At 64.9% G+C, this 18794-nt stretch carries 17 protein-coding genes; 9 read left to right on the top strand and 8 right to left on the bottom strand.

Annotated features, from left to right (window positions below; all coding sequences use genetic code 11):
• Positions 1-331: 331 nt before the first annotated feature.
• Positions 332-934 carry a TetR/AcrR family transcriptional regulator gene (locus GRX66_RS05060; RefSeq protein WP_159525562.1) on the bottom strand — a complete coding sequence of 201 codons (603 nt, stop codon included), beginning with the start codon at positions 932-934 and terminating at the stop codon, positions 332-334.
• A 96-nt stretch (positions 935-1030) separates the two neighbouring features.
• Here GRX66_RS05060 and GRX66_RS05055 point away from each other — a divergent pair, with 96 nt between their 5' ends.
• The 4 genes from GRX66_RS05055 (at position 1031) to GRX66_RS05040 (ending at position 6066) form a co-directional block, all read left to right on the top strand.
• Positions 1031-1948 carry an ABC transporter ATP-binding protein gene (locus GRX66_RS05055; protein ID WP_159525561.1) on the top strand — a complete coding sequence of 306 codons (918 nt, stop codon included), beginning with the start codon at positions 1031-1033 and terminating at the stop codon, positions 1946-1948.
• On the top strand, positions 1941-2726 hold the full coding sequence (locus tag GRX66_RS05050) for an ABC transporter permease subunit (RefSeq protein WP_159525560.1): 786 nt from the start codon (positions 1941-1943) through the stop codon (positions 2724-2726). The genes GRX66_RS05055 and GRX66_RS05050 overlap by 8 nt, the downstream gene beginning before the upstream one ends.
• A 1898-nt stretch (positions 2727-4624) precedes the next feature.
• Positions 4625-5002, top strand: coding sequence for a DUF5805 domain-containing protein (locus GRX66_RS05045; RefSeq protein ID WP_159525559.1), 378 nt, complete (start codon positions 4625-4627; stop codon positions 5000-5002).
• Positions 4999-6066: a tyrosine-type recombinase/integrase gene (locus GRX66_RS05040; RefSeq protein ID WP_159525558.1), complete on the top strand. Its 1068-nt coding sequence runs from the start codon at positions 4999-5001 to the stop codon at positions 6064-6066. The genes GRX66_RS05045 and GRX66_RS05040 overlap by 4 nt, the downstream gene beginning before the upstream one ends.
• Before the next feature lie 226 nt (positions 6067-6292).
• On the opposite strand, the gene GRX66_RS05035 is transcribed toward GRX66_RS05040, so the two are convergent.
• Positions 6293-6922, bottom strand: a complete 630-nt coding sequence (locus GRX66_RS05035) for a class I SAM-dependent methyltransferase (protein ID WP_159525557.1) — start codon at positions 6920-6922, stop codon at positions 6293-6295.
• A 102-nt stretch (positions 6923-7024) separates the two neighbouring features.
• On the opposite strand from GRX66_RS05035, the gene GRX66_RS05030 reads away from it, so the two are divergent.
• The gene (locus tag GRX66_RS05030) at positions 7025-8314 is read left to right on the top strand and encodes a DUF7405 family protein (RefSeq protein WP_159525556.1); all 1290 of its coding nucleotides are present in this window, start codon (positions 7025-7027) and stop codon (positions 8312-8314) included.
• A gap of 38 nt (positions 8315-8352) precedes the next feature.
• Here GRX66_RS05030 and GRX66_RS05025 read toward each other — a convergent pair whose 3' ends face one another.
• Positions 8353-9312 carry a DUF7282 domain-containing protein gene (locus tag GRX66_RS05025; protein ID WP_159525555.1) on the bottom strand — a complete coding sequence of 320 codons (960 nt, stop codon included), beginning with the start codon at positions 9310-9312 and terminating at the stop codon, positions 8353-8355.
• A 117-nt stretch (positions 9313-9429) separates the two neighbouring features.
• Here GRX66_RS05025 and GRX66_RS05020 point away from each other — a divergent pair, with 117 nt between their 5' ends.
• A complete protein-coding gene (locus GRX66_RS05020; protein WP_159525554.1) occupies positions 9430-10500 on the top strand; it encodes a DUF7350 domain-containing protein in 1071 nt (356 codons plus the stop codon).
• A gap of 451 nt (positions 10501-10951) precedes the next feature.
• Entirely contained in the window at positions 10952-11767 is an 816-nt protein-coding gene (locus tag GRX66_RS05015; RefSeq protein ID WP_159525553.1) for a helix-turn-helix transcriptional regulator, read from the top strand.
• 82 nt (positions 11768-11849) lie between these two features.
• Here the strand turns inward: GRX66_RS05015 and GRX66_RS05010 are convergent, their stop codons facing one another.
• From GRX66_RS05010 to GRX66_RS04990, 5 genes are all read right to left on the bottom strand, one after another.
• Complete coding sequence (locus GRX66_RS05010; protein ID WP_159525552.1) at positions 11850-12839, bottom strand: CapA family protein; 990 nt, start codon at positions 12837-12839, stop codon at positions 11850-11852.
• Positions 12840-12907: 68 nt separating this feature from the next.
• A complete protein-coding gene (locus GRX66_RS05005; protein WP_159525551.1) occupies positions 12908-13816 on the bottom strand; it encodes a hypothetical protein in 909 nt (302 codons plus the stop codon).
• Between the two features lie 81 nt (positions 13817-13897).
• Complete coding sequence (locus GRX66_RS05000; RefSeq protein ID WP_201292927.1) at positions 13898-15310, bottom strand: hypothetical protein; 1413 nt, start codon at positions 15308-15310, stop codon at positions 13898-13900.
• Positions 15311-15474: 164 nt separating this feature from the next.
• A complete protein-coding gene (locus GRX66_RS04995) occupies positions 15475-16317 on the bottom strand; it encodes an MBL fold metallo-hydrolase (protein ID WP_159525550.1) in 843 nt (280 codons plus the stop codon).
• Positions 16318-16542: 225 nt separating this feature from the next.
• Positions 16543-16941 carry a YlbF family regulator gene (locus GRX66_RS04990; RefSeq protein ID WP_159525549.1) on the bottom strand — a complete coding sequence of 133 codons (399 nt, stop codon included), beginning with the start codon at positions 16939-16941 and terminating at the stop codon, positions 16543-16545.
• A 188-nt stretch (positions 16942-17129) separates the two neighbouring features.
• On the opposite strand from GRX66_RS04990, the gene dph2 reads away from it, so the two are divergent.
• Positions 17130-18167: a diphthamide biosynthesis enzyme Dph2 gene (gene dph2 / locus GRX66_RS04985; RefSeq protein ID WP_159525548.1), complete on the top strand. Its 1038-nt coding sequence runs from the start codon at positions 17130-17132 to the stop codon at positions 18165-18167.
• A gap of 195 nt (positions 18168-18362) precedes the next feature.
• Positions 18363-18749, top strand: coding sequence for a hypothetical protein (locus tag GRX66_RS04980; RefSeq protein ID WP_159525547.1), 387 nt, complete (start codon positions 18363-18365; stop codon positions 18747-18749).
• Positions 18750-18794 lie beyond the last annotated feature (45 nt).

Genomic DNA, 18794 nt, shown 5'->3' with positions numbered 1-18794 from the left:
GTTTTGATCGCGGCGAAACAGATTCCCGATTTGTTGTCGATACAGACCTCTCGAAACGTGGGTTCCCAGGGAGTCCGCCACAGAGAGCGGGCGCAGGCAATTTCAATCGGAATTCGAGACTCGCGGCCGTAAGAATACTGGCTAAATTTCTAGGTCGCGTGGGTTGGAATCACTGCATCCCTTGCAGTTCCAGCCGATTCCAAACGCCGGCCGATGGTGATTTTGGCAGGAACTGCCCCACGCGTCATCTCTGTACCGCTGTCGCCTTGCAGCGAACCCAGTGCAGACTCAAACTCGCTGGCCATTGGGCCGGACGCACTCGGCCAGTGGTTCAATCGTCCGGGGCTACCGTCAGCCCGCGGGCGAGTACCGGAACTACGACTTCCTGCACTTCTTCGTAGTAGCCTTCCCGATACATCTCGTACTCGTCCTTGTGGATTGCGAGGTACTCGGCCACGCCCATGACGCCGAGTACTGTCGCCGGGTCGTACTCAGCAAGCGGCGGTCCGGCCGCTTCCTGGAGCGATTCAATCAACGGGAGGTACTCTTCAAACTGTCTCTTCCCGAGTTCTTTCATTTTCTCCGGCGAGATACTATTCAGGAACGCATCTCGATACTGGATGAGCGGATTCGTCTCGGCAAACTCCATCAGACACCGCATGAATCGTTCCAGCGCCTCACGTGGCGTTTCTGCTGCGTCGATCTCTGCCGCAAACGTTTCCAGCATTTCGTCGCTCTCTCGTTCGACAATCGCGATATAGAGATCCGCCTTCGAGTCGAAAAACCGGTAAAACGTACTTTTGGCGATGCCGACGGGGTCGGTTACGTCCTCAATGTTCGTCTTTCGAGGTCCATACGTTCGAAGTAACTCCCGGCCGGTTTCGATGAGGTCCTCCTCGATGCGATCGCGCTCCTCGTCGCTGAATCCTTGCATAATCAGACTTGGACTGGAAAACGCAAAAATAAATCGGTCATCGTTCATGACTTGATGAACGAAAAAGGTATTTAGTCATCCATTCAAAAATGCACTATGTCATCGATCACAGTTGACAATCTCAGTAAACGCTATGACGACGTCGTAGCTGTCGATTCACTCTCTTTCTCCGTAGAACGCGGAGAGATATTCGGTTTCCTCGGCCCAAACGGAGCCGGAAAGACGACGACGATACGAACGCTTCTCGGGTTAATCGCACCGAGTGCCGGTACTGCGACTGTCCTCGGTGCAGACGTCCACGACGAGGACGCGCTCATCGAGGCGAAACGACGGATCGGGTATCTGCCCGCAAACCTCGGGTTCAACGACGAAGCGACAGGTGCCGAGGTGCTTGACTACCACGAGTCAGTCAAAGGGGGTTCCCGCCGGGACGAACTCCTCGAGATATTCACACCGCCGGTTGAGCGCCCGATTCGCGAGTACTCGACCGGGAACAAGCGGATGCTCGGCATCGTCCAGGCGTTCATGCACGATCCCGAACTCGTCATCATGGACGAGCCGACCTCCGGTCTCGACCCCCTCAAACAGGAAGAGTTCAACGAGTTCGCCAGGAACGAGCGTGATCGGGGGAAGACGCTATTCTTCTCGTCACACGTTTTGAGCGAAGTCCGCCGCGTGTGTGACCGCGTTGGTATCCTCCGTGAAGGGGTGCTCGTTGGGCTCGAAGATGTCGACACCCTGCTTCGCCAGGGTGGAAAGCGGGTCCAAATCCAGACGACGGACGAGGCCAGAACGGACCTCACGGAGATCGACGGCGTGATAGACGTTCAAACGTTCGCTGAGGGCATCCAGTTCATCTACACTGGCGAGTACAACACGCTACTCCGCGAGCTAGCGACCCACGACGTCCGTGAAATAGAGATCAGCGAACCCCCGCTCGAAGACATCTTCATGCATTACTACGGCTCAGACGGTGGAGTCGAACCCAATCAGGAGGTGCAATCCGATGCTTGAAACCACCAGGTACGAGATCAGCCGTCGGGTCCGTGGAACAACAATTCTGACTGTCGGTGTCAGTCTCTACGTGGCCTTCATCGTCTGGTACTTCTCGCTTTTGGACCCGTCAGCATACGAGCAGATTGCGGAGTCGTTGCCGCCAGCGATGTTAGATGCATTTGGGATGCAGTCGATCGGGTCGATTGAGGGGTGGCTCGGCGGACAGATCTATACGTTCCTGTGGTTGCTGGGACTCGGCATATACTTCGCGTACGCATCGGCAGCAGTGATCGCGGGTGACATCGAAAGTGATCGAATGGATCTGTTGCTCTCGTTTCCGGTCTCTCGAAGCCAGCTGTTGGTCGAGAAGTTTGCGGCGTTGCTCCTCCCACTGATCGCGCTAAACGTGGTTGTGGGCGGTGTCACGTACGGTCTCGTGTTGGCGATTGGCGAGACCATCGACCCGATGCATCTCGCGCTGGCTCACCTCCTCTCGATTCCGTATCTCCTCGTCTGCGCCGCAATTGGCACAGTTCTCTCCGTGCTCGCAGATCGGTCAGCAGTTGCAGAACGAGCCGCCATCGGATTGATATTCGTGCTCTGGCTCGTCGAGTCAGCCGTCGGTGCGGCAGAAGACTTCGCGTGGATTCAGAATCTTAGCCCAACCCATTACTACGCTCCGACGCCGGTGCTCATTGATGGGTCATACGAATTGATGGACACTGGAATTTTGGTTGCTGCGTTCTTGGGGTTACTCGTCGCTAGCCAAGTCCTCTTCCAGCGTCGGGATATCTAAGTACTGTTTTCGACTACACGAACGACCGATTACGTCGCTCCGTTCTCACTGCTCGATATCGACTGGGTGACTGTCCCGCTCGACCAAGTGCTACTGGCAGATGTACCGACGAACGAGGCCTGCGATGCCTCCTTCTCCACCATCTATCGTCCAATCGAGCGCCTCCAGGAATCTGGGCCCGGCGCTCGAGGGATTCCTGCCGGAGCGACGTCGAAGGCCTACTCAGTCGGTTGCTCGACTTCGGGTTCGGCGTCCGGATGTTCAACACGCGCTGGTGATTGATTTCCTCGTCCGACTGAGTCTCGACAACGACCTGCGAAGCAAGCCGCGATTGACACCCCAGGGTCCGTACCCTCGCACAATCCATCCGCAGGATGTACGACTACCACGTTCCCCCGGCGGCGGACTCGCCCAAAGGCACGTCACAACGAAACTTGATTCATGCGTATCAGGGTGTTTAGGCCTCTGAACACCATTTCGTATTTTTCGTCCGACGGTACGATCCCGGAAATCCGGTGTGTCGATGACCAACCCAGAAGTCGGTGGATTTCCACCGAATAGCCGTTGCATTTCCAGCGACTGGCCATCGAGTCCATATCCTAGCATACGGTTTATGAGTTCGGAACGCAACGCGGATCCACACAAGCATCGAGTGTAATGGGGGACTAACACGCCCAAATCGGTGCCTCTGGAGGATCGGCAGCTACCATTGCGAGGGAATCTTGGGTGAGCAACGCAGAACGGATCGCGGCGACGAACCGATACATCACTGCACATCCAGCCCCCGACCGGATAGAAGTGTTCGTCGCCGCGTCACCGCGACCGCCGATCGACTGTGATGATATAGTCCAGAGCGCTTCACGGCCTGTGCTGGCCGACTGATACCGGTTACCTCCAAAAGTTGGCTGCCCCACTTGCTCTGTCGGCAAACACAGCGGATAGACGGAATACACGAGGGCGGACGTCGAACGGACGAGACATCCCGTACCTGTCGGCGAAGATAGGGTGAACCATCCACAATCCTCGTTGGCCTCGAATTAGGCCCTAGAGTCCGGTAGGAGTCCCTCGTGAATAGGAGAGGCAGGCCACGACGCCAGAACGCCACTCAGGACGCCGTAGCGCGCTTCTCCGGCGCTGAACTCGCACGGCACCACTCGCTCCCCGTTCGAGTCTGCGTTCGGCCCGTAGTCGCAGTTCTTGCAGTGTTGGGCCGTCGACATCGCCGATTCCGAACACCGGGGCCGCGCTGAGTAGTCCAGAGTTCACTGCGTCGCCGCAGTCACGTACCGGCCACACAAGCGAATCCGAGTGCCACGCTCAGTGGTGAACACTGCGTCAATGCGTATTCCGCCTTCCAGTTCAGGGACGCTCCGCACCGACGCTGCAATTGAACCCCGTCATGTACCTCGATAGTCCACCCTCGGATTAAGTTTTGTTGCCGGACGCCCCCGGCGCTGTTTCGAGTTCGCGGCCCCCAGCGACCGCCGTCTCAGTCGCCGCCCACGGACAAACGCATCAAAGACTACGATCATCGCTACCGAATGCCGTCCTCTGGGGAGCCAGCGCGAGTGAGCCAACCGACTCTGTCCAGACAACCGAATTCCATGCCTGGGCGCACCGACTCGAATCTACGCACGGCGCTGAAAATCGACGAAGAGCTGTCTTTTCAGCAGTACAACAAGTCCCGGGGCGGGAGTTCCTGGTGCCACCCAGATTTTGTATCTGTCTCCGAAGTACCAGAGAGCAACATGAGTAATCACGTAATTTAGGGCGTTGATATACGGTTATCATGGAAAATAGCACCTCAATTGGCGCTAAAACGGGACCGGACGCAGTGATAAGGTGTCTTATCCACTGTGAGGGGAACATTGAAGGGGTCGCGTGGAATCCTCCACGGTATGGCAGACGAGGACCGTGTCGTCGTGAAGACCTACGTGCCACCCGAACAGAAAGCCGAGTGGCAGGAGCACGCGGACGACCTTGACATGTCCCAGAGCGAGTTCCTGCGGTCGATGGTTCAGGCCGGTCGACGGGGGTTCGTAACCGGGGGCGAGGAAGGCGGTTCTGGGGACGCTCCCCCTGGGGGTAGCGGGCTCGAAGACCGGGTCCTCGAAGCGCTATCGGGGAACGAATTCGTGTCGTGGGAGGAACTGGTCTCGGAGCTCTCCGGGGACTTCGAGGACCGGCTCCACGAGACACTGCAGTCGCTGCAGGCCGAAGACCGAATCGCCCACGATCCACGTGAGGGCGGCTACGTCCGCCGGGGTCCCCGATGAGCGAACGCAGCGCGGACGCGGAGCTCGCTGCAGCCGGAGGACGCGGGGGAGCGGACACCGACGACCCCATCGAGTACTTCCTCGAGGACATGGCCTATCACGGAAAGTCCGAACGGACGCGAGAGGCGTATGGCCGCGTCCTCCGGGACTTCGAGGCGTTCCTCGCGGAGTTCGATACGACGCCGGCTGCCGCTGACCGGCGGGACTGCCTGGCGTGGGTGCACGAACTCCGCGGCGACCGCGCCGAGAGTACGGTGGCGACGTACGCGTCCTACCTGAACCGGTTCTACGGGTACATGACCCAGGTCGGGGAGTTCGACAGCAACCCGATGACGCTCGTGATGCAGGAGATGGACGAGGCAATCGACACTGACCCGACCCGACGAGAGGTGTCGGTCGAGGACATGCGGTCGTTCGTCGACGGGATTTCGCATCCACTGGAACGAGCCGTCGTCCACACGTTGTTGAAAACCGGCCTGCGCGTCGGTGAGCTCTGTAATCTGGACGTTCGCGACGTCTCGCTGGCCGCGCCACGCGTCGAGGACGCCTACGACCTCGGGACGCGTGCGCAACTGGACGGACGCCCGGATACGCTGTTCGTGGACCCTTCGATGTCGCGCGGAGAGACGGCGAACGGCGAGGAGCGGACGGCGTCGAACAAGCGCAAGCGAGCGACGCTAGTCCCCGTAGACGGGGAGCTGAAGGCCGCACTGGCCCGCTGGCTGGCGATCCGCCCTGATTCGCCGTCTCCGGCCGAACCGCTGTTCGTGAGCACGAGAGACGCCTGGGGGCAGCGCCTCACCCCGGAGATGGTGCGGTCGATGGTCCGGACGCACGCAGAAGCGGCGGGCTGGTACCGCAGCGGCGGTGACGCGGCCGAGAACGTCACGCCGCACTACTTCCGGCACTTCTTCACGACGCACCTCCGGGATCGGACCGGTGATCGGGGGGTCGTGAAGTACCTCCGCGGCGACGTCGCCGACGACATCATCGACACGTACACGCACAACTGGGGCGACAGGGTGCGAAAAGTGTATCTTTCCAACATTTACTCGCTTTCGTGACGTCCGAGAACGAGTAAGTAAACCGTATGCTGCTATATCGAATTGATGGCGCGGCGCCGCCGCGAACGAGTCTCTCACCGACATAGTTTCACCGACGAGAACTGCGGGGATCGAATCGGAGATTCGACCGGTAGCGACGGCAGCGCCGGGCTCGATGACGTGTTCTCGGGATCGGTGTCGCGGCCACTGAGAGCAAATCACCGAACCACTTCGAGGACGCCTGCCGTCACCGAGTAGCCTTGATCCCGACGAACGAACCGTCGCCGTACCCCGCTTCGACCGATTCGGGGCTGTCAATCTCCTCGAGCCAGTGGTAGATAGTCTGGACGAACTCGAAATCGGTGAAGCCGGCCGCTTCGAGCGCGTCGACGAGTTCCGCCGTCGTGACGAACGTCGCGTCCCGGTAGAACGGGTTCGATTCTTTCTTCTCCTGGTAGACCGCTCCGACGGGACTGTCCTTGTCGATGTACCCGAGCACGAGGTCCCCCGACGGCGTCAGAATCCGGTCGGCTTCGGCCAACGTCCGGGGGATGTCGTCCACGAAGCAGATCGTCGTCACGATCAGCGCCGTGTCGAAGGAGTCGTCCCGGAACGGGAGGTGTTCGGCGACGCCCCGGGCCACGTCGACGCCGCGCTCGCGGGCTTGCCTGAGCATCGCCTCGGCCGGGTCGATACCGACGTCGATGCCCAGCGGCGCGGCGAAGCGCGCGCTGCCGACGCCAATCTCGATGCCGCGTCCGCGTGGCGACACGAGCCGTTCGAGCGCCGCCAACTCGGACTCGTAGACGGCCTCGTATTCGTCGAACCACTGCTCGTATCGCCGTGTGTGCTCCTCGAACGGTGCTGCGTTGGGCATGTTGAATGGTAGGATTCCGACTAGTACCAACGTTGGGGATGAATTGGACGCCGGGGCTGCCTGCGCAAAGCCCTTGGCGCGTCGAGGCGAACCAACTCGCGGATGACGCCCCCGCCCGCCAGTCGGTCCCGCCGCGAGTTCCTGAAAGCAGCCGTCGCGGCGGGAAGCGCGACCGCACTCGCCGCCTGCACGGATCTCGCCGATGACCGTGCGCCGTCGGGAGACCCGTCTGCGAAGCCGGCCCGGCAGCACGCCTGGAACGACTACACGCGAACCGACGACCACGGGAACGTGCAACTGCCCCGTCACCAGACACTCATCTACGCGTCGTTGCGGGCGGACGGCCCGCCGTCTGAATCGGACCGGGAAACAGTCGAAGCGGCGCTCGGTGTCCTGGACGAAGCGTACGAGTGGAGTCACGACGGCCTGCTGTTCTCCGTGGCGTACTCGCCGGCGTACTTCGACCGCTTCGACGACGGGATGCCCGAATCCGTCGACCTGCCGCGTCCGGGCGCGCTGTCGCCGTTCGAGGAACCGGGCTTCGATACACAGGACGCGCTCGTTCACCTCGCCAGCGACCGGGCGGACGTAGTGCTCGCTGCCGAACACGCACTCACCGGCGAACTCGAGGAGGTAAACGGTGTTTCCGTCGACGCGACGCTGACGGACGTGGTGTCCGTCGATTCGCGACGCACGGGCTTCGTCGGAGCGGGGATGCCGGCAGAGCGACAGGACGCCGCCGGCGTCCCCGAGTCCGAGCCAGTGCCCGAGGAGTCCCCGCTGTTCATGGGGTTCACCGCTGGATTCGCCGGGAACCAGGCCAGCGAGGACTACGTCACGCTCCCCGACGGGCCGTTCGCGGGCGGGACGACGAAAGTCGTCGCGAACCTCCGCCAGCGCCTCGAGGACTGGTACGTCGAACAGGACTACGACGAGCGCGTGATGGAACTGTTCAGTCCGGGTCACGTCGCGGACGACCTGGTCGAGGGCGTTGGGAACAACCTCGGTGCGGACAGCCAGGTGGACCAGTACGTCCAGGACGTCGCCGAACACGCCGAAACGTTCGGCCGCGTCGGGCACGCACAGAAGGCAGCGCGCGCGAACCGGGACGACGACGGACGGGTGCGGTTGCTCCGGCGGCACTTCGAGTCGACCGACGACATCGGATCCGACGACCCGGTCGCGAGCCTCCACTTCCCGTCGCTCCAGCGCGGGGTGACGGCGTTCGAGGAAGTGCGGCGTGCGATGAACGGCACCGACGTGGCGGCGGAGACGCCCGCCATCCGCCAGCGCGTGAACAACGGCATCCTCGAGTACATCTTCGTGCGCAGGCGCGGGTACTTCCTCGTGCCGCCGCGGGAGTTGCGCGCGCTCCCGGAGCCGGACCCCTGACCGGGTCGTCGCGGACTCTCAGACTTGACCGACCCCGGTTATTCGCGGCGGACGAGTACCATCCCTGCAACGAGGGCCGCGACAGTCGCGTGGAGGATTCCGAACCCGGGCACGAGCGACTCGGTTTCGCCGTCCGTCCCGTCGGTCGTTCGAGTCGGTTCGTTCGACGTCGGTGTGACGACGTCTTCGTCGGTAGCTGCCGTGTTCACGATTCGCTCCGACGTGGTCGCGTTGGCGTCGTCGACCCGCCAGACGAGGAAGTAGGTACTGACGACCCGGTCGCCGGCGGACACGCGTTCGTCGTCGGTCGCGAATTCGCCGTCACCGTCGTCAGTGTACAGTTCCGCGTACAGGCCCACCGAGGACTGGTTGTCCGGGAGCGCGGATTCGTCGAGCGAGAGCGTGACGTCAGCGTGCTCACCCTCGTTCAGGGCGCGCGTCGCGACGACCTGTCCGTCGGCGTCCTCGTGCCGGAGAACGAGAAATCCGTCCTCGGGGAGGACGACCTCCGAGACGGTGGCTTCCGCGGCGTCGGTCCGCTGGGGCTCGGAGCGCTCGGCGAGAACGCGTGCTGGCGCGTCGGATTTTGCGAGCGTGATCGGTCGGCCGGTCACGGTGCCGAACGCGGACGTCGCCGGGTCTGTCCCGGGCGTGAACTCGCCGTCGCCGTCGGCGTCAGCGTGGAAGACGACCCAGACCGTGTCGTCGTCGGGCCACTCCGCCCAGGCACCGTCGTCCAGCTGGACGGCGACGTCCCGCTGGAACCCGTCGGCGACGGCGATCGGGACGTGCCCGATCGGGTCGCCGAAGTCGCCGTCGGCCGTCTCGCGGTGAAGCACGAGGAAGCCGTCAGAGAGCGGTCGAACCGCTTCCACGACGACAGTTCCGTCGTCGGAGCGCTGGCTGTCCGCCTCGACGTGGTTGCCGTGCGCGGTGACCGGGCTCGCCGAGAGGACCAACAGGAGGGCGAGGAGGGCAGCGAGGACGGCGCGTCGCATGTCACGTGATTACCCCGAGACGTGGTTAACGTTTCTGGACGCCGACGCCGCCCCAGGTCCAGGGGATTCGACTCGCGGACCAGAGCTTCTTTTGTCCCGGTGACCGCCACTACGGGTATGCGACGCCGCCGCTTCCTCGCGCTCGGTTCGGGGTTCGCCACCACCGCCCTCCTCGCCGGCTGTACGGACGACGGGTCGAGCGAATCGACGACGACGCGACCAGCGACGACCGACCCCGACGTGGACAAACCCGACGGCGTCTACGTCCAGTCCTTCGAGGACAGGATGGCGATGCAGGGCACGGCGACTGTCGGCGACTACGCGGTGGCGCTCATGTTCACGGTGCCGCACACGTTCTGGACGGTGACGAACTGGGAGCGGTCGAAGACGCCGCGGACCGATGACGATTCGGTACACCTGATGGCCGTCGTCTGGGACGACGACTCGGGGACGGCGTTGCCGGACGCGGGCGTCTCCGTCGAACTGTCAGACGGCGGGAGTATCGTCTCCCAGGAGGTTATCTACCCGATGCTCTCCCAGCCGATGGGGTTTCACTACGGCGGGAACTTCACGCTCCCCGGCGACGGCACCTACACCGCTGCGGTGAGCATCGGCGGGATCAACGCGCGAACGACCGGCGAGTTCGACGGCCGGTTCAGGGACGCGGCGACCACGGAAATCGACATGGAGTTTACCGAACAGTCCCGGAGCCGGGTCGGGTCGTCGTCCATCGAAGCGGCGGGGGAACCTGGCGCGCTCGCGCCGATGGAGACGTCGTACCCGAAGTCGGTCGCACCGGGGCCGGACGGGCTCCCGGGAACCGTTCACGGGACGGCCGCAATCGACGACGCGTACTTCGACCTGTTCCACCTGGATTCCGCTGCGCGCGTCGGCACTCCGGGAGACGCGTACCTGGCGGTGTCCGCGCGCACGCGCTACAACGACTACGAGTTGTCGGGGATGGCACTCGAGGCGATTCTCGAGCGTGACGGCGAGGTCGTCTTCGAGGGGCCACTGGAGCGCACGCTCAGCCCGGACGTCGGTTACCACTATAGTGCAACGGTGTCGGCGGTGCGGGCGGGCGACGACCTCACGCTCTCAGTGGCGACGCCGCCGCAGGTCGGTCGGCACGAAGGCTACGAGACCGCGTTCCTCGATATGCGGTCGGACGTGACGCTGACGCTGTAGGTAGGTACTTGCGTCCGGCGGCGAGCGACCGGTGAACGGTCGAGTGACGGAGTGACTCGCCCGGGAATCGACGGTCCCGGTTGGAAGTCCGCCCGCGAACCGATTCGCGGGCGGCCCGTATCGGCGCCGCAGTCCACGCGTCGAAGGCCGCCCCCTGTCGGCCCGAGTTCGTGGCTGCGGCACCGGGAACGTCTCCCATCTCCCCCTGACCACGAACGAGCGCCAGGTCCCTCGGTCTGCGGTTGGGTTCTGGATTGAGTCCGCCTGGACCGACGTTCGTGGTCGGTGAAATAGTTCCACGCACGACGAGTTTACGTCACGGCCTGCACGAATCGACCAACATGTGAGGCCCTCCATATAATTATTTATCATGGCGCTAAGGATCTGTAAACAGAGCGGCTCTCGTGGGAGTTTGGGCAAGACTCTTATTGCTTTGCCAACAGTATGTGGCATGGCGACTCCCCCGGGGGACGACGTTGCCACCGAGGCAGTGCGAACGCTCCTCGACCGCCTGGAATTCGTGCAAGCTCTCCTCGACGACCCGAAGGACAAACGAACGCTCGTCTCGGAGACTGACGTCTCGCGCTCGACGGTCAACCGCGCCGTGCGAGACCTCGAAGGGAAGGGGTTGATCGAGCGAACGAACGGCGAGTACAGACCGACGGCGTACGGGGAACTGCTCGCCGACGAGTTCACCTCGCTGCTGGAAACCGCGGCGTTCGCGTGGAACGTCCGGGACGTGCTCGAGCAGATTCCCGCGGACGAACTGGACTTCGACCTGGCGAGACTCGCGGACGCGACCATCACCACGCCCACGCCGGCGAACCCGTCCGCGCCCCTCGAGCGCGTCGTCCAAATCAAGCGGACCGCGTCCACGCTTCGGTCGCTGGCCTCGGGTCGAAGCCCCGGCGCGCTCGACGCCCACGAGCGCGGACTGGAAGCCGGCGACGCGGTGTTCGAGACCGTGCTCTCGGAGGAACTGCTGGCGTGGCTCGCCGCGGGCTCGAACCGCCGCCAGCGAGTCGCCGACTTGCTCGCGTACGACGACCTCCACGTCTACGTCTGCGACGACGACATCCCTGTTCCGCTGGGCATCACCGAGGACGTCGTGTTCTTCGGCGTCTCGTCGCCCGAGGGTGCGCCAGTCGCACTCGTGGAGTCGACCGACCAGTCCGTCCGCGACTGGGCCGTCGAGACGTTCGAGGCCACGCGGGACGCTGCCGAGCGAGTGACCCGCGACCACCTCGAGGAGTACGCGGACTCGTAAACCGGATTTCGGTTTGTCGAACCGAGGCGCTGCCTCCCATCCCGCGGCCTGGTGTGGATTGCGTCTGATGGCTACGGACGATTCAGTCGATGTCGACGAGCAGGTCGCTGTCGTCGCGGCGAAACGTCGTGTCGAAGTCCGCGGAGCGCTCCCGCATCCGTTCCCGGCACCAGGCCGCGACCGCCGAATCAGCCGTCTCCACGCGGCAGTACTCCAGATTCACCGGGTGGAGACGGAGTTCAGTCGGGTCGCCGTCGGCGGTCACCGAGAGTTCGAAGCTGAAGCTGCGGTCGTTGCGCAGCGTCTCGTCGACGGCGTAGTCGTCGACGAAGTCCCCAGTGTCGTAGAGAATCGGCGCGCCGTCACGGACGTCGACCCCCTGGAAGACGTGGGCGCTGTGGCCGTGGACGACGTCGACGCCCTCGTCGACGAGCCAGCGGCCGAACTCGCGGTACCGCTCGTCGGGGTGGGCAACCATGTTCGGCCCCCAGTGGAGGGACGCGACGAGCAGGTCTGGGTCGAGGGCGTCCGCCCGACCCAGAGCGTCACGGACCATCGACCGGGTGTCGGCGTCGTCGGGGTCACACTCGACGCGCGCGGTCCCGGGGGTGTCGGGGTCGGCAGCGTACTCCGGCGTGTTGTCCGTGAACCCGACGACGGCGACGCGACAGTCGCCGGCCGAGAACGCGAGTGGGTCGAGCGCCTCGTCGACGTCGCGGCCCGCGCCTACTCGGGCGATGCCCGCATCGTCGAGCGCGTCGATCGTGTCCCGCAGTGCCACGGCCCCGAAATCCAGCACGTGGTTGTTCGCGAGCGTCACGCCGTCGACGCCGACGGCCTCCAGTGCAGGAATCGCCCACTCGGGGTCCGCGCGGAAGTGGAACGGCCGGTGGGTCTCCGTCCACCGCTGGCCGCGGGTCGACAGACAGCACTCGAGGTTACAGACCAACCCGTCGAGCGACGCCAGGCGCTCGGTCAGATCCCCCCAGAGTTCGTCCGGCCGCCGCGTCTGCTGGCGTTCGTTTACCTTCCGGCCGAGCATCACGTCGCCGGTGAAGCCCAGCGTGGGCATACGGGTGCGTACGCGCGGCTTCGTGTTAGCTGTTCGCAAGGATAGCGTGGTCGGTCGGGCGGAATCGTCTACTGCGGCGGAATCGCCGTCTCGGGCGCGCTGTCCGCGAGTTCTCGCTTGACCGTCTCGACGGCGTCCCCCTCGGCCTCGCACTGGTTCTCCATCAACACGGTCTCGCTGGGGAACAGGCGCTCGCCCACGTCGAGGCCGTACTCGCGGGCGGTCGAACCCGTCACCGTGAGGTAGACGCCGACGCCGACGTCGGCGATGCCCGCTTCCTCCTCCCGGTCCGGGTCCGGGTAGACGAACGACACGCCCTCGGTGGCGTCCGTACCGAGCACGGCCTCGACGAGTCGCTCGTACCGGGGACTGATACAGACGTCGCCCTCGTAGTCGACGACGAACTCCCTGTCGAGGGCCGGCGCGCCGACGGCCTGCTGGGCGGTCGGCGTCGCGAGGAGCGTGTGGTGGACCGTGTCACCGAGCCCGGACACGACCCGAACGTCGGTGTCGTGCGGGTCGATGCGGTCGTTGAGGTCCGCGATGGTCGACAACGGCTCGGGCCGGAGCTGGACGACTTCCTCGAGGACCAGGTCCGCGCTGTCGAACCCGAGTGCGAACTCGTGGGTGCGCAGCGCCCGGAACGGCTCCTCCCGCCCGACTAGCTGGACGGGCGTCCCGTCGAGGTCCAGCGTCAGCGAGTCGAAGACGATCCGGCGCGGCTTTCCCGCGCGAGCGTCCCGGAGGAGCGTGTAATCCGGTCGATGCGGGTCGGACGGGTCGCTGTACGCGGCGAGTCGCTCGTAGACGCCGCGGTCGTCGGACTGCTCGTCTTTCGTGAGCGCTTTCTCGTACCGCAGGGTCGAGGCCACGTCGTCCGCGAGCGTCGTCGCGTCGGCGCGAGCGGCGAGTCGGTCGAGCACTGCTTCCAGCGGTCGCCCCTTCCGCGGAACGGCGACGCGCACCGGCGCTGTCATTGTCGAGTCGAGGCCTCGCGCGCCGAAAACGGTTGTGATTCCGGGGGAACTGCCGTGGTCGGCCGTCGGGCGTCGACGGCGTCAGGCGCCGAAGACGTCCGAGAGCTGGCTGCGCCACTGTTCGATCTCGTCGACGTGCTCCTCGACGTCCTCGAGGTCGTCCTCTACCTGGTCGACCGCCTCGGTCAGGTCGTCGACGTCCAGCACCGCTTCCTCGGCGTCCTCGAGGCGCTCGTCGAGTGCGTCGAGGTCACCGCGCACGCGCTCGACCGTGTCTTCGAGGTCGTCGACGGCTTCGAGGTCGCCCTCGACGTCCGACACGCGCTCGCGCAGTTCCTCCCGGTCGCCGGCCGCGTCCTCGACGCTCGCCTCGACTTCCGCGAGTTCGTCGCCGAGGTCCGAGAGCTCCTCGGAGAGCCCCGCGACGTCGTTCTCGACGTCGGCGAGGAGCTGTTCCGCGGTGCCCTCCTCGTCGATGAACGCCTCGAGGGCGTCCGAGTAGGCCTCGAGTTCGGAGACGCGGGCCTGGAGGTGTTCGATTTCGGCCTCGGTGCTGTTCGGGACGCCGCCGAACGCGTCCTGCAGTGTCTCGAGGTCGTCGTCGGCGATTTCGTCGTTGCGGACCGCGTCTGCGAGCGCACCGACGAGGTCGCTGGCGTCGAGGCCAGCCGCGGGCTCCGCCTCGTCGCCGTCGAAGCCTGCCGCTTCCGGTTCCTGGACGCCTTCCTCGGCGGCCGACGGTTCCGGCTGCTCCGCGCCAAAGCCTTCCGCTTCCGGCTCGGTCACCGGCTCGGACTCGTCCGTGGATTCGAGCGCAGATTCGGTCTCCGGATCAGGTTCGGTCTCCGGCTCAGGGTCCGGGTCCGTCTCTAACTCGGGCTCCACGTCCGGTTCGTCGTCGACGGTGTCATCCTCGGAGCCCGGCCCGGCGTCGGCGGACAGCCCGGGCTCGCCCGCGGGTTCGCCGACGTCGACGTCGCCCTCCAGGATTTCGGCGTCCTCCTCCGCGAGAGATTCGACGCCGCCACCACCGATGTCGGCCTCGAGCTCGTCCTCGTCCTCGAGCCCCGGGACGGTGTCGCGCTCCCCGCCCGCGAGTTCGCGGACGACGTCCGTCGACTCCGGCGGTACCACGTCGTCGATGTTCTCGCCCTCGACCTGGACGGTCGGCGCGGAGAGGAACGGGGTCTCGTCCTGGCCGTCCTCCATGCGGACGCCGTAGACAGTCGTGAACGATTCGCCGGGGTCGATCTCGCGCTCGAACCGGACGACGCCGTCGCCGCTGGCCGTCCAGTGCTCGCTCCCGTACTCGGGGTGGAAGCCGATCTGGTCGATGCCGAACTCGTCGGGAATCTCGTCGATGAGGCGGAGGGTGACGGCGTCCTCGCGCGAGGAATCGACCTCGAACGCGACAGCGGGGACGGGGAAGTCCTCAGCGTTGAAGAACTTGCTGACGGTGACGCCGTCAGTTTCGACGACTGATTCGTCACTCACTGGAACCACCCGCGGATTGGTCGTGCATACGCTCACGTACGCGGACGACGACTTAAATTGCCCGCCGTCGTTAACGACTCGTTAGTTCCCTATCACGGGGAGCCACCCGGACACGAACCAGTCACGAACTGACCGGAGAACGGTGTTTCGCGCGCCCGCCCTGACTACTCGCCGGTGACGTCGACTCTGTCGCCGATCTCCGCGAGTTCGAGACGCTGCGGGAACTCGAAGCTCCGGACGTGGTGGTGCAGCGCCTTCGGGTCCGCCGTCAGCCCCTTCCACATGTCCCAGTGCGACGGGAGGAAGCGGTCGAAGCGCAGGTCGCTGGCCGCCCGGACGACCTGGTTCTCGTCGTTGTACCAGCGCGTGCGCTTCGGTTCCCGGGTCTGCTTGTCGGGGATCGCGCCGACCGAACCGAACGCCAGGATCCCGAGGTCGATGTCGTACTCGCGGCCGAGGCGCTCGAACTCCTCGCTGGGCTTGGTGTCCCCGCCGTGGAAGATGGTGCCCGCGTCGTGCTCGAAGACGTACGACACGGGGTGGGTGGCGTCCGGGTCGTGGGCGGGTTCGACGTGCACCGTGAACTCGCCGACCTCGAACGCGTCGCCCTCTGCGACCTCCTCGTACTGGTCGGTGGAGACGGCGTAGCGGTCGTCCCACGCTTCCTCGCCGCGCGCGACCGCCAGCGAGTCGTCGGGCGCGTAGAACGCCGCGCCGGTCTCCGCGAGGATCGGCGCCTGACTCGGGCCGTGGACGTGGTCGGTGTGCTCGTGGGTCGCGAGCACGGCGTCGGCCTCCTGGACGTCCCGGGGGTCGAACGGCACCGGAATCATGCGAATCGTTCGCGGCGGGTCGCCCGTTCCGAGGTAGGGGTCGACGAACAGCGTCGTTCCGCCCTCGCCTTTCAGGACGAAGCCGTTGCAGCCCAGATACCAGACCGCGACGCCGGCGGGCGTCGCCGACTCGACCGCAGTGGGGAGCCAGTCGCCCCAGTCGGAGTGCACCATACCGGGAGGTCGCTCGCGTATTCCCTAAGGGTTCCGGGGTTCGATTGTTGAACGCTCGCACAGGACCCGAGACTGGAGGAGGGACACCCCGTCGCGGGATTGATCGGAACGCAACTCAATCTGCGTACCCATCGCTGTGGCTCAATCGGCCGGAGACGGAAGAGCAGAAGAGCGAACCAAGTCCCTCGACTGAAGTCAGGACGAACGGAAGTCAGGTCGAGTGGGTCAGTCCTGGCAACACGCGCCGGACTCGCCGACGAAGTCGACCGCCAGGGGCTCGGAGATGAGTTCGTTCAGCGCTTCGAACCTGGTTTCGAGGGCGTCCTGGGCGTCGAGGTAGTCGGCCATGACGGGGTGGTCGTGGAGGTGTTCCTGGGCGTCCTGGACGCGCTCGAGGTCCTCCTGTGTCGCGTCGCCGGTCTGGCGGGCGAGCATGAACTCCTGGCGGAGGTCCTCGAAGTCGCTGATGCGTTGCTGGACCTCCTCGCTGGTCTCGACTGCTTCCTTCGTCTCCTCGAAGGCGCGGTACTCGGGAGTCTCGGTGATTGCCTCGCCGAGCTGGCGGGCGAGTTCGTCGGCGCTCGAGGCGTCAGTCGCCGTCGCGGAGTCGGAGTCGACGCTCATTACCGTCTCGTTGGAACTCGGCCGCTTTCAAGGTGCCGGAACCGGGGGTGCTCGAATCCGATTCTGCAGGACCGTTCGTAGGAAAAGGCGGATCCCGGGGCGTAGCGGCGCCGTGGTCGCCCAGCGAGAGTCGGGGCGTTCCCGGGGAACCGCCGGGGTTAAACCCGCGAGGCCTGTATCGAGGCCCAATGAGTCACGAAGAGACGCGTTCGGCGGGAGACCTCCGGAAGACCGGGCTCTCCCTGAAGCACGACCGAACGTGGGACTACGAACTCGACCGCATCGTGGACGCGGTCGAGGAGCGCGACGCGGAGAAAGTCGGCCTGCAGTTCCCGGAGGGATTGAAGCGCCGCGCGCCGATGGTCGCCGACGACCTCCGCGAACTGCTGCCCGACGACACCCGGGTGCTCATCTCCGGGCAGCCGTGTTACGGCGCCTGCGACCTGGACACGTACGTGATGCGGCGGACGGACGTCTTCGTTCACTTCGGGCACTCGCCGATGAAGGAGTCCGAGAACATCATCTACGTGCCGCTGTTCTCGAACGTCGACGTCGAGCCGATCATGGAGCAGTCCCTCGAGGAACTCGAGGTCGGGGACGTCGGCCTGGTGACGACCGCCCAGCACATGAACCTCTTCGGGGAGATGAAAGAGTGGTTGACCGAGCGCGGGTTCGACGTGCACACGCGGAAGGGCGACGACCGCCTCACGCACGAGGGCCAGGTGCTCGGGTGTAACTACGCGAGCGCGGACATCGACGCCGACCAGGTGCTGTACGTCGGCGGCGGGAAGTTCCACCCGCTGGGCCTCGCGATGGAACACCCGGACAAGAAGGTCGTCATCGCCGACCCCGTGAACAACTCGGTGTCCGTCGCGGACACGGAGAAGTTCCTGAAGCAGCGCTACGCGACCGTCCACAAGGCGATGGACGCCGAGAAGTGGGGCGTCATCTTCTGCACGAAGATCGGGCAGGGCCGCTGGGACCAGGCGAACGAGATCGTGGAGAACAACGACAACGCGTACCTCATCACGATGGACGAAGTGACCCCGGACCGCCTCCGGAACTTCGACATGGACGCGTTCGTGAACACGGGCTGTCCGCGCATCACGACCGACGACGGCCCGCAGTTCCACAAGCCGATGCTGACGCCCGGCGAGTACGAGATCGCGGTCGGGAACAAGCCCCTGGACGAACTCTCCTTCGACACGTTCCACGGCACCTGGTAACGCACCCGAAGCCTCCGGAAGCGACGTATGCAGCCGTTGGAGCGCCCTCGAGAAGCGGTCTGAGTGACGAACTCGGTGTTGGATGGCGGCGTCGTGTCAGCGGGCAGTCGCTGTCTTCGCTCGCCTGCAACCCGATGTATTACTATTGAGCATTAGCAAAGGTTTTTGTATTTCCACTATGTATGTGTGTGCAAGATGAGCACGACCTCCCATTCCAGTCCGATCGAAGGGTGTCGCCCCACGGACTCGACCCCCGTGGCGGTCGACGCCGCGACCATCACCGACGCCTCCCGCGACGACCTCCGAGCGCTCGCAGACGAACTCGCCAGCGAGGGCTACGTCCCCGCCGAAGTCACCGCCGACGCGTGCTTCGACGAGGACTGCTCGCTGGCCACGCAGCGCGAAGCGGACCGCCTCCGCGACGTCGTCTCGGCCGCAGCGTTCCTCGGCGCGAATCGCCTGACTGTCGACGTGGAGGAAGCCGCGTCGCCCGAGAAAGTCCGCCCGGCACTCTCCGCAGTCGCCGAGCGCGCGCGCCGCGACGGCCTCGCGCGACGTCGACGGCGTCTCGCTGCAAACTGACCGCGCAGCGTTGCCGCCCACGCGAGTGCGCAGCGCGTGACGCAG

The organism is Halobacterium bonnevillei (assembly GCF_009831555.1).
Lineage (GTDB): Archaea > Halobacteriota > Halobacteria > Halobacteriales > Halobacteriaceae > Halobacterium > Halobacterium bonnevillei.
This window is presented reverse-complemented; position numbering and strand designations above follow the sequence as displayed.

Bases quoted from the DNA above. Each gene is read 5' to 3' on its own strand.
- dph2 (WP_159525548.1), top strand. From the start codon at position 17,130: ATGAGTCACGAAGAGACGCGTTCGGCGGGAGACCTCCGGAAGACCGGG.
- GRX66_RS05015 (WP_159525553.1), top strand. From the start codon at position 10,952: ATGGCGACTCCCCCGGGGGACGACGTTGCCACCGAGGCAGTGCGAACG.
- GRX66_RS05020 (WP_159525554.1), top strand. From the start codon at position 9,430: ATGCGACGCCGCCGCTTCCTCGCGCTCGGTTCGGGGTTCGCCACCACC.
- GRX66_RS05050 (WP_159525560.1), top strand. From the start codon at position 1,941: ATGCTTGAAACCACCAGGTACGAGATCAGCCGTCGGGTCCGTGGAACA.
- GRX66_RS05010 (WP_159525552.1), bottom strand. From the start codon at position 12,839: ATGCCCACGCTGGGCTTCACCGGCGACGTGATGCTCGGCCGGAAGGTA.
- GRX66_RS05005 (WP_159525551.1), bottom strand. From the start codon at position 13,816: ATGACAGCGCCGGTGCGCGTCGCCGTTCCGCGGAAGGGGCGACCGCTG.
- GRX66_RS05035 (WP_159525557.1), bottom strand. From the start codon at position 6,922: ATGCCCAACGCAGCACCGTTCGAGGAGCACACACGGCGATACGAGCAG.
- GRX66_RS05060 (WP_159525562.1), bottom strand. From the start codon at position 934: ATGCAAGGATTCAGCGACGAGGAGCGCGATCGCATCGAGGAGGACCTC.
- GRX66_RS05055 (WP_159525561.1), top strand. From the start codon at position 1,031: ATGTCATCGATCACAGTTGACAATCTCAGTAAACGCTATGACGACGTC.
- GRX66_RS05040 (WP_159525558.1), top strand. From the start codon at position 4,999: ATGAGCGAACGCAGCGCGGACGCGGAGCTCGCTGCAGCCGGAGGACGC.
- GRX66_RS04995 (WP_159525550.1), bottom strand. From the start codon at position 16,317: ATGGTGCACTCCGACTGGGGCGACTGGCTCCCCACTGCGGTCGAGTCG.
- GRX66_RS05045 (WP_159525559.1), top strand. From the start codon at position 4,625: ATGGCAGACGAGGACCGTGTCGTCGTGAAGACCTACGTGCCACCCGAA.
- GRX66_RS05030 (WP_159525556.1), top strand. From the start codon at position 7,025: ATGACGCCCCCGCCCGCCAGTCGGTCCCGCCGCGAGTTCCTGAAAGCA.
- GRX66_RS05025 (WP_159525555.1), bottom strand. From the start codon at position 9,312: ATGCGACGCGCCGTCCTCGCTGCCCTCCTCGCCCTCCTGTTGGTCCTC.
- GRX66_RS04980 (WP_159525547.1), top strand. From the start codon at position 18,363: ATGAGCACGACCTCCCATTCCAGTCCGATCGAAGGGTGTCGCCCCACG.
- GRX66_RS04990 (WP_159525549.1), bottom strand. From the start codon at position 16,941: ATGAGCGTCGACTCCGACTCCGCGACGGCGACTGACGCCTCGAGCGCC.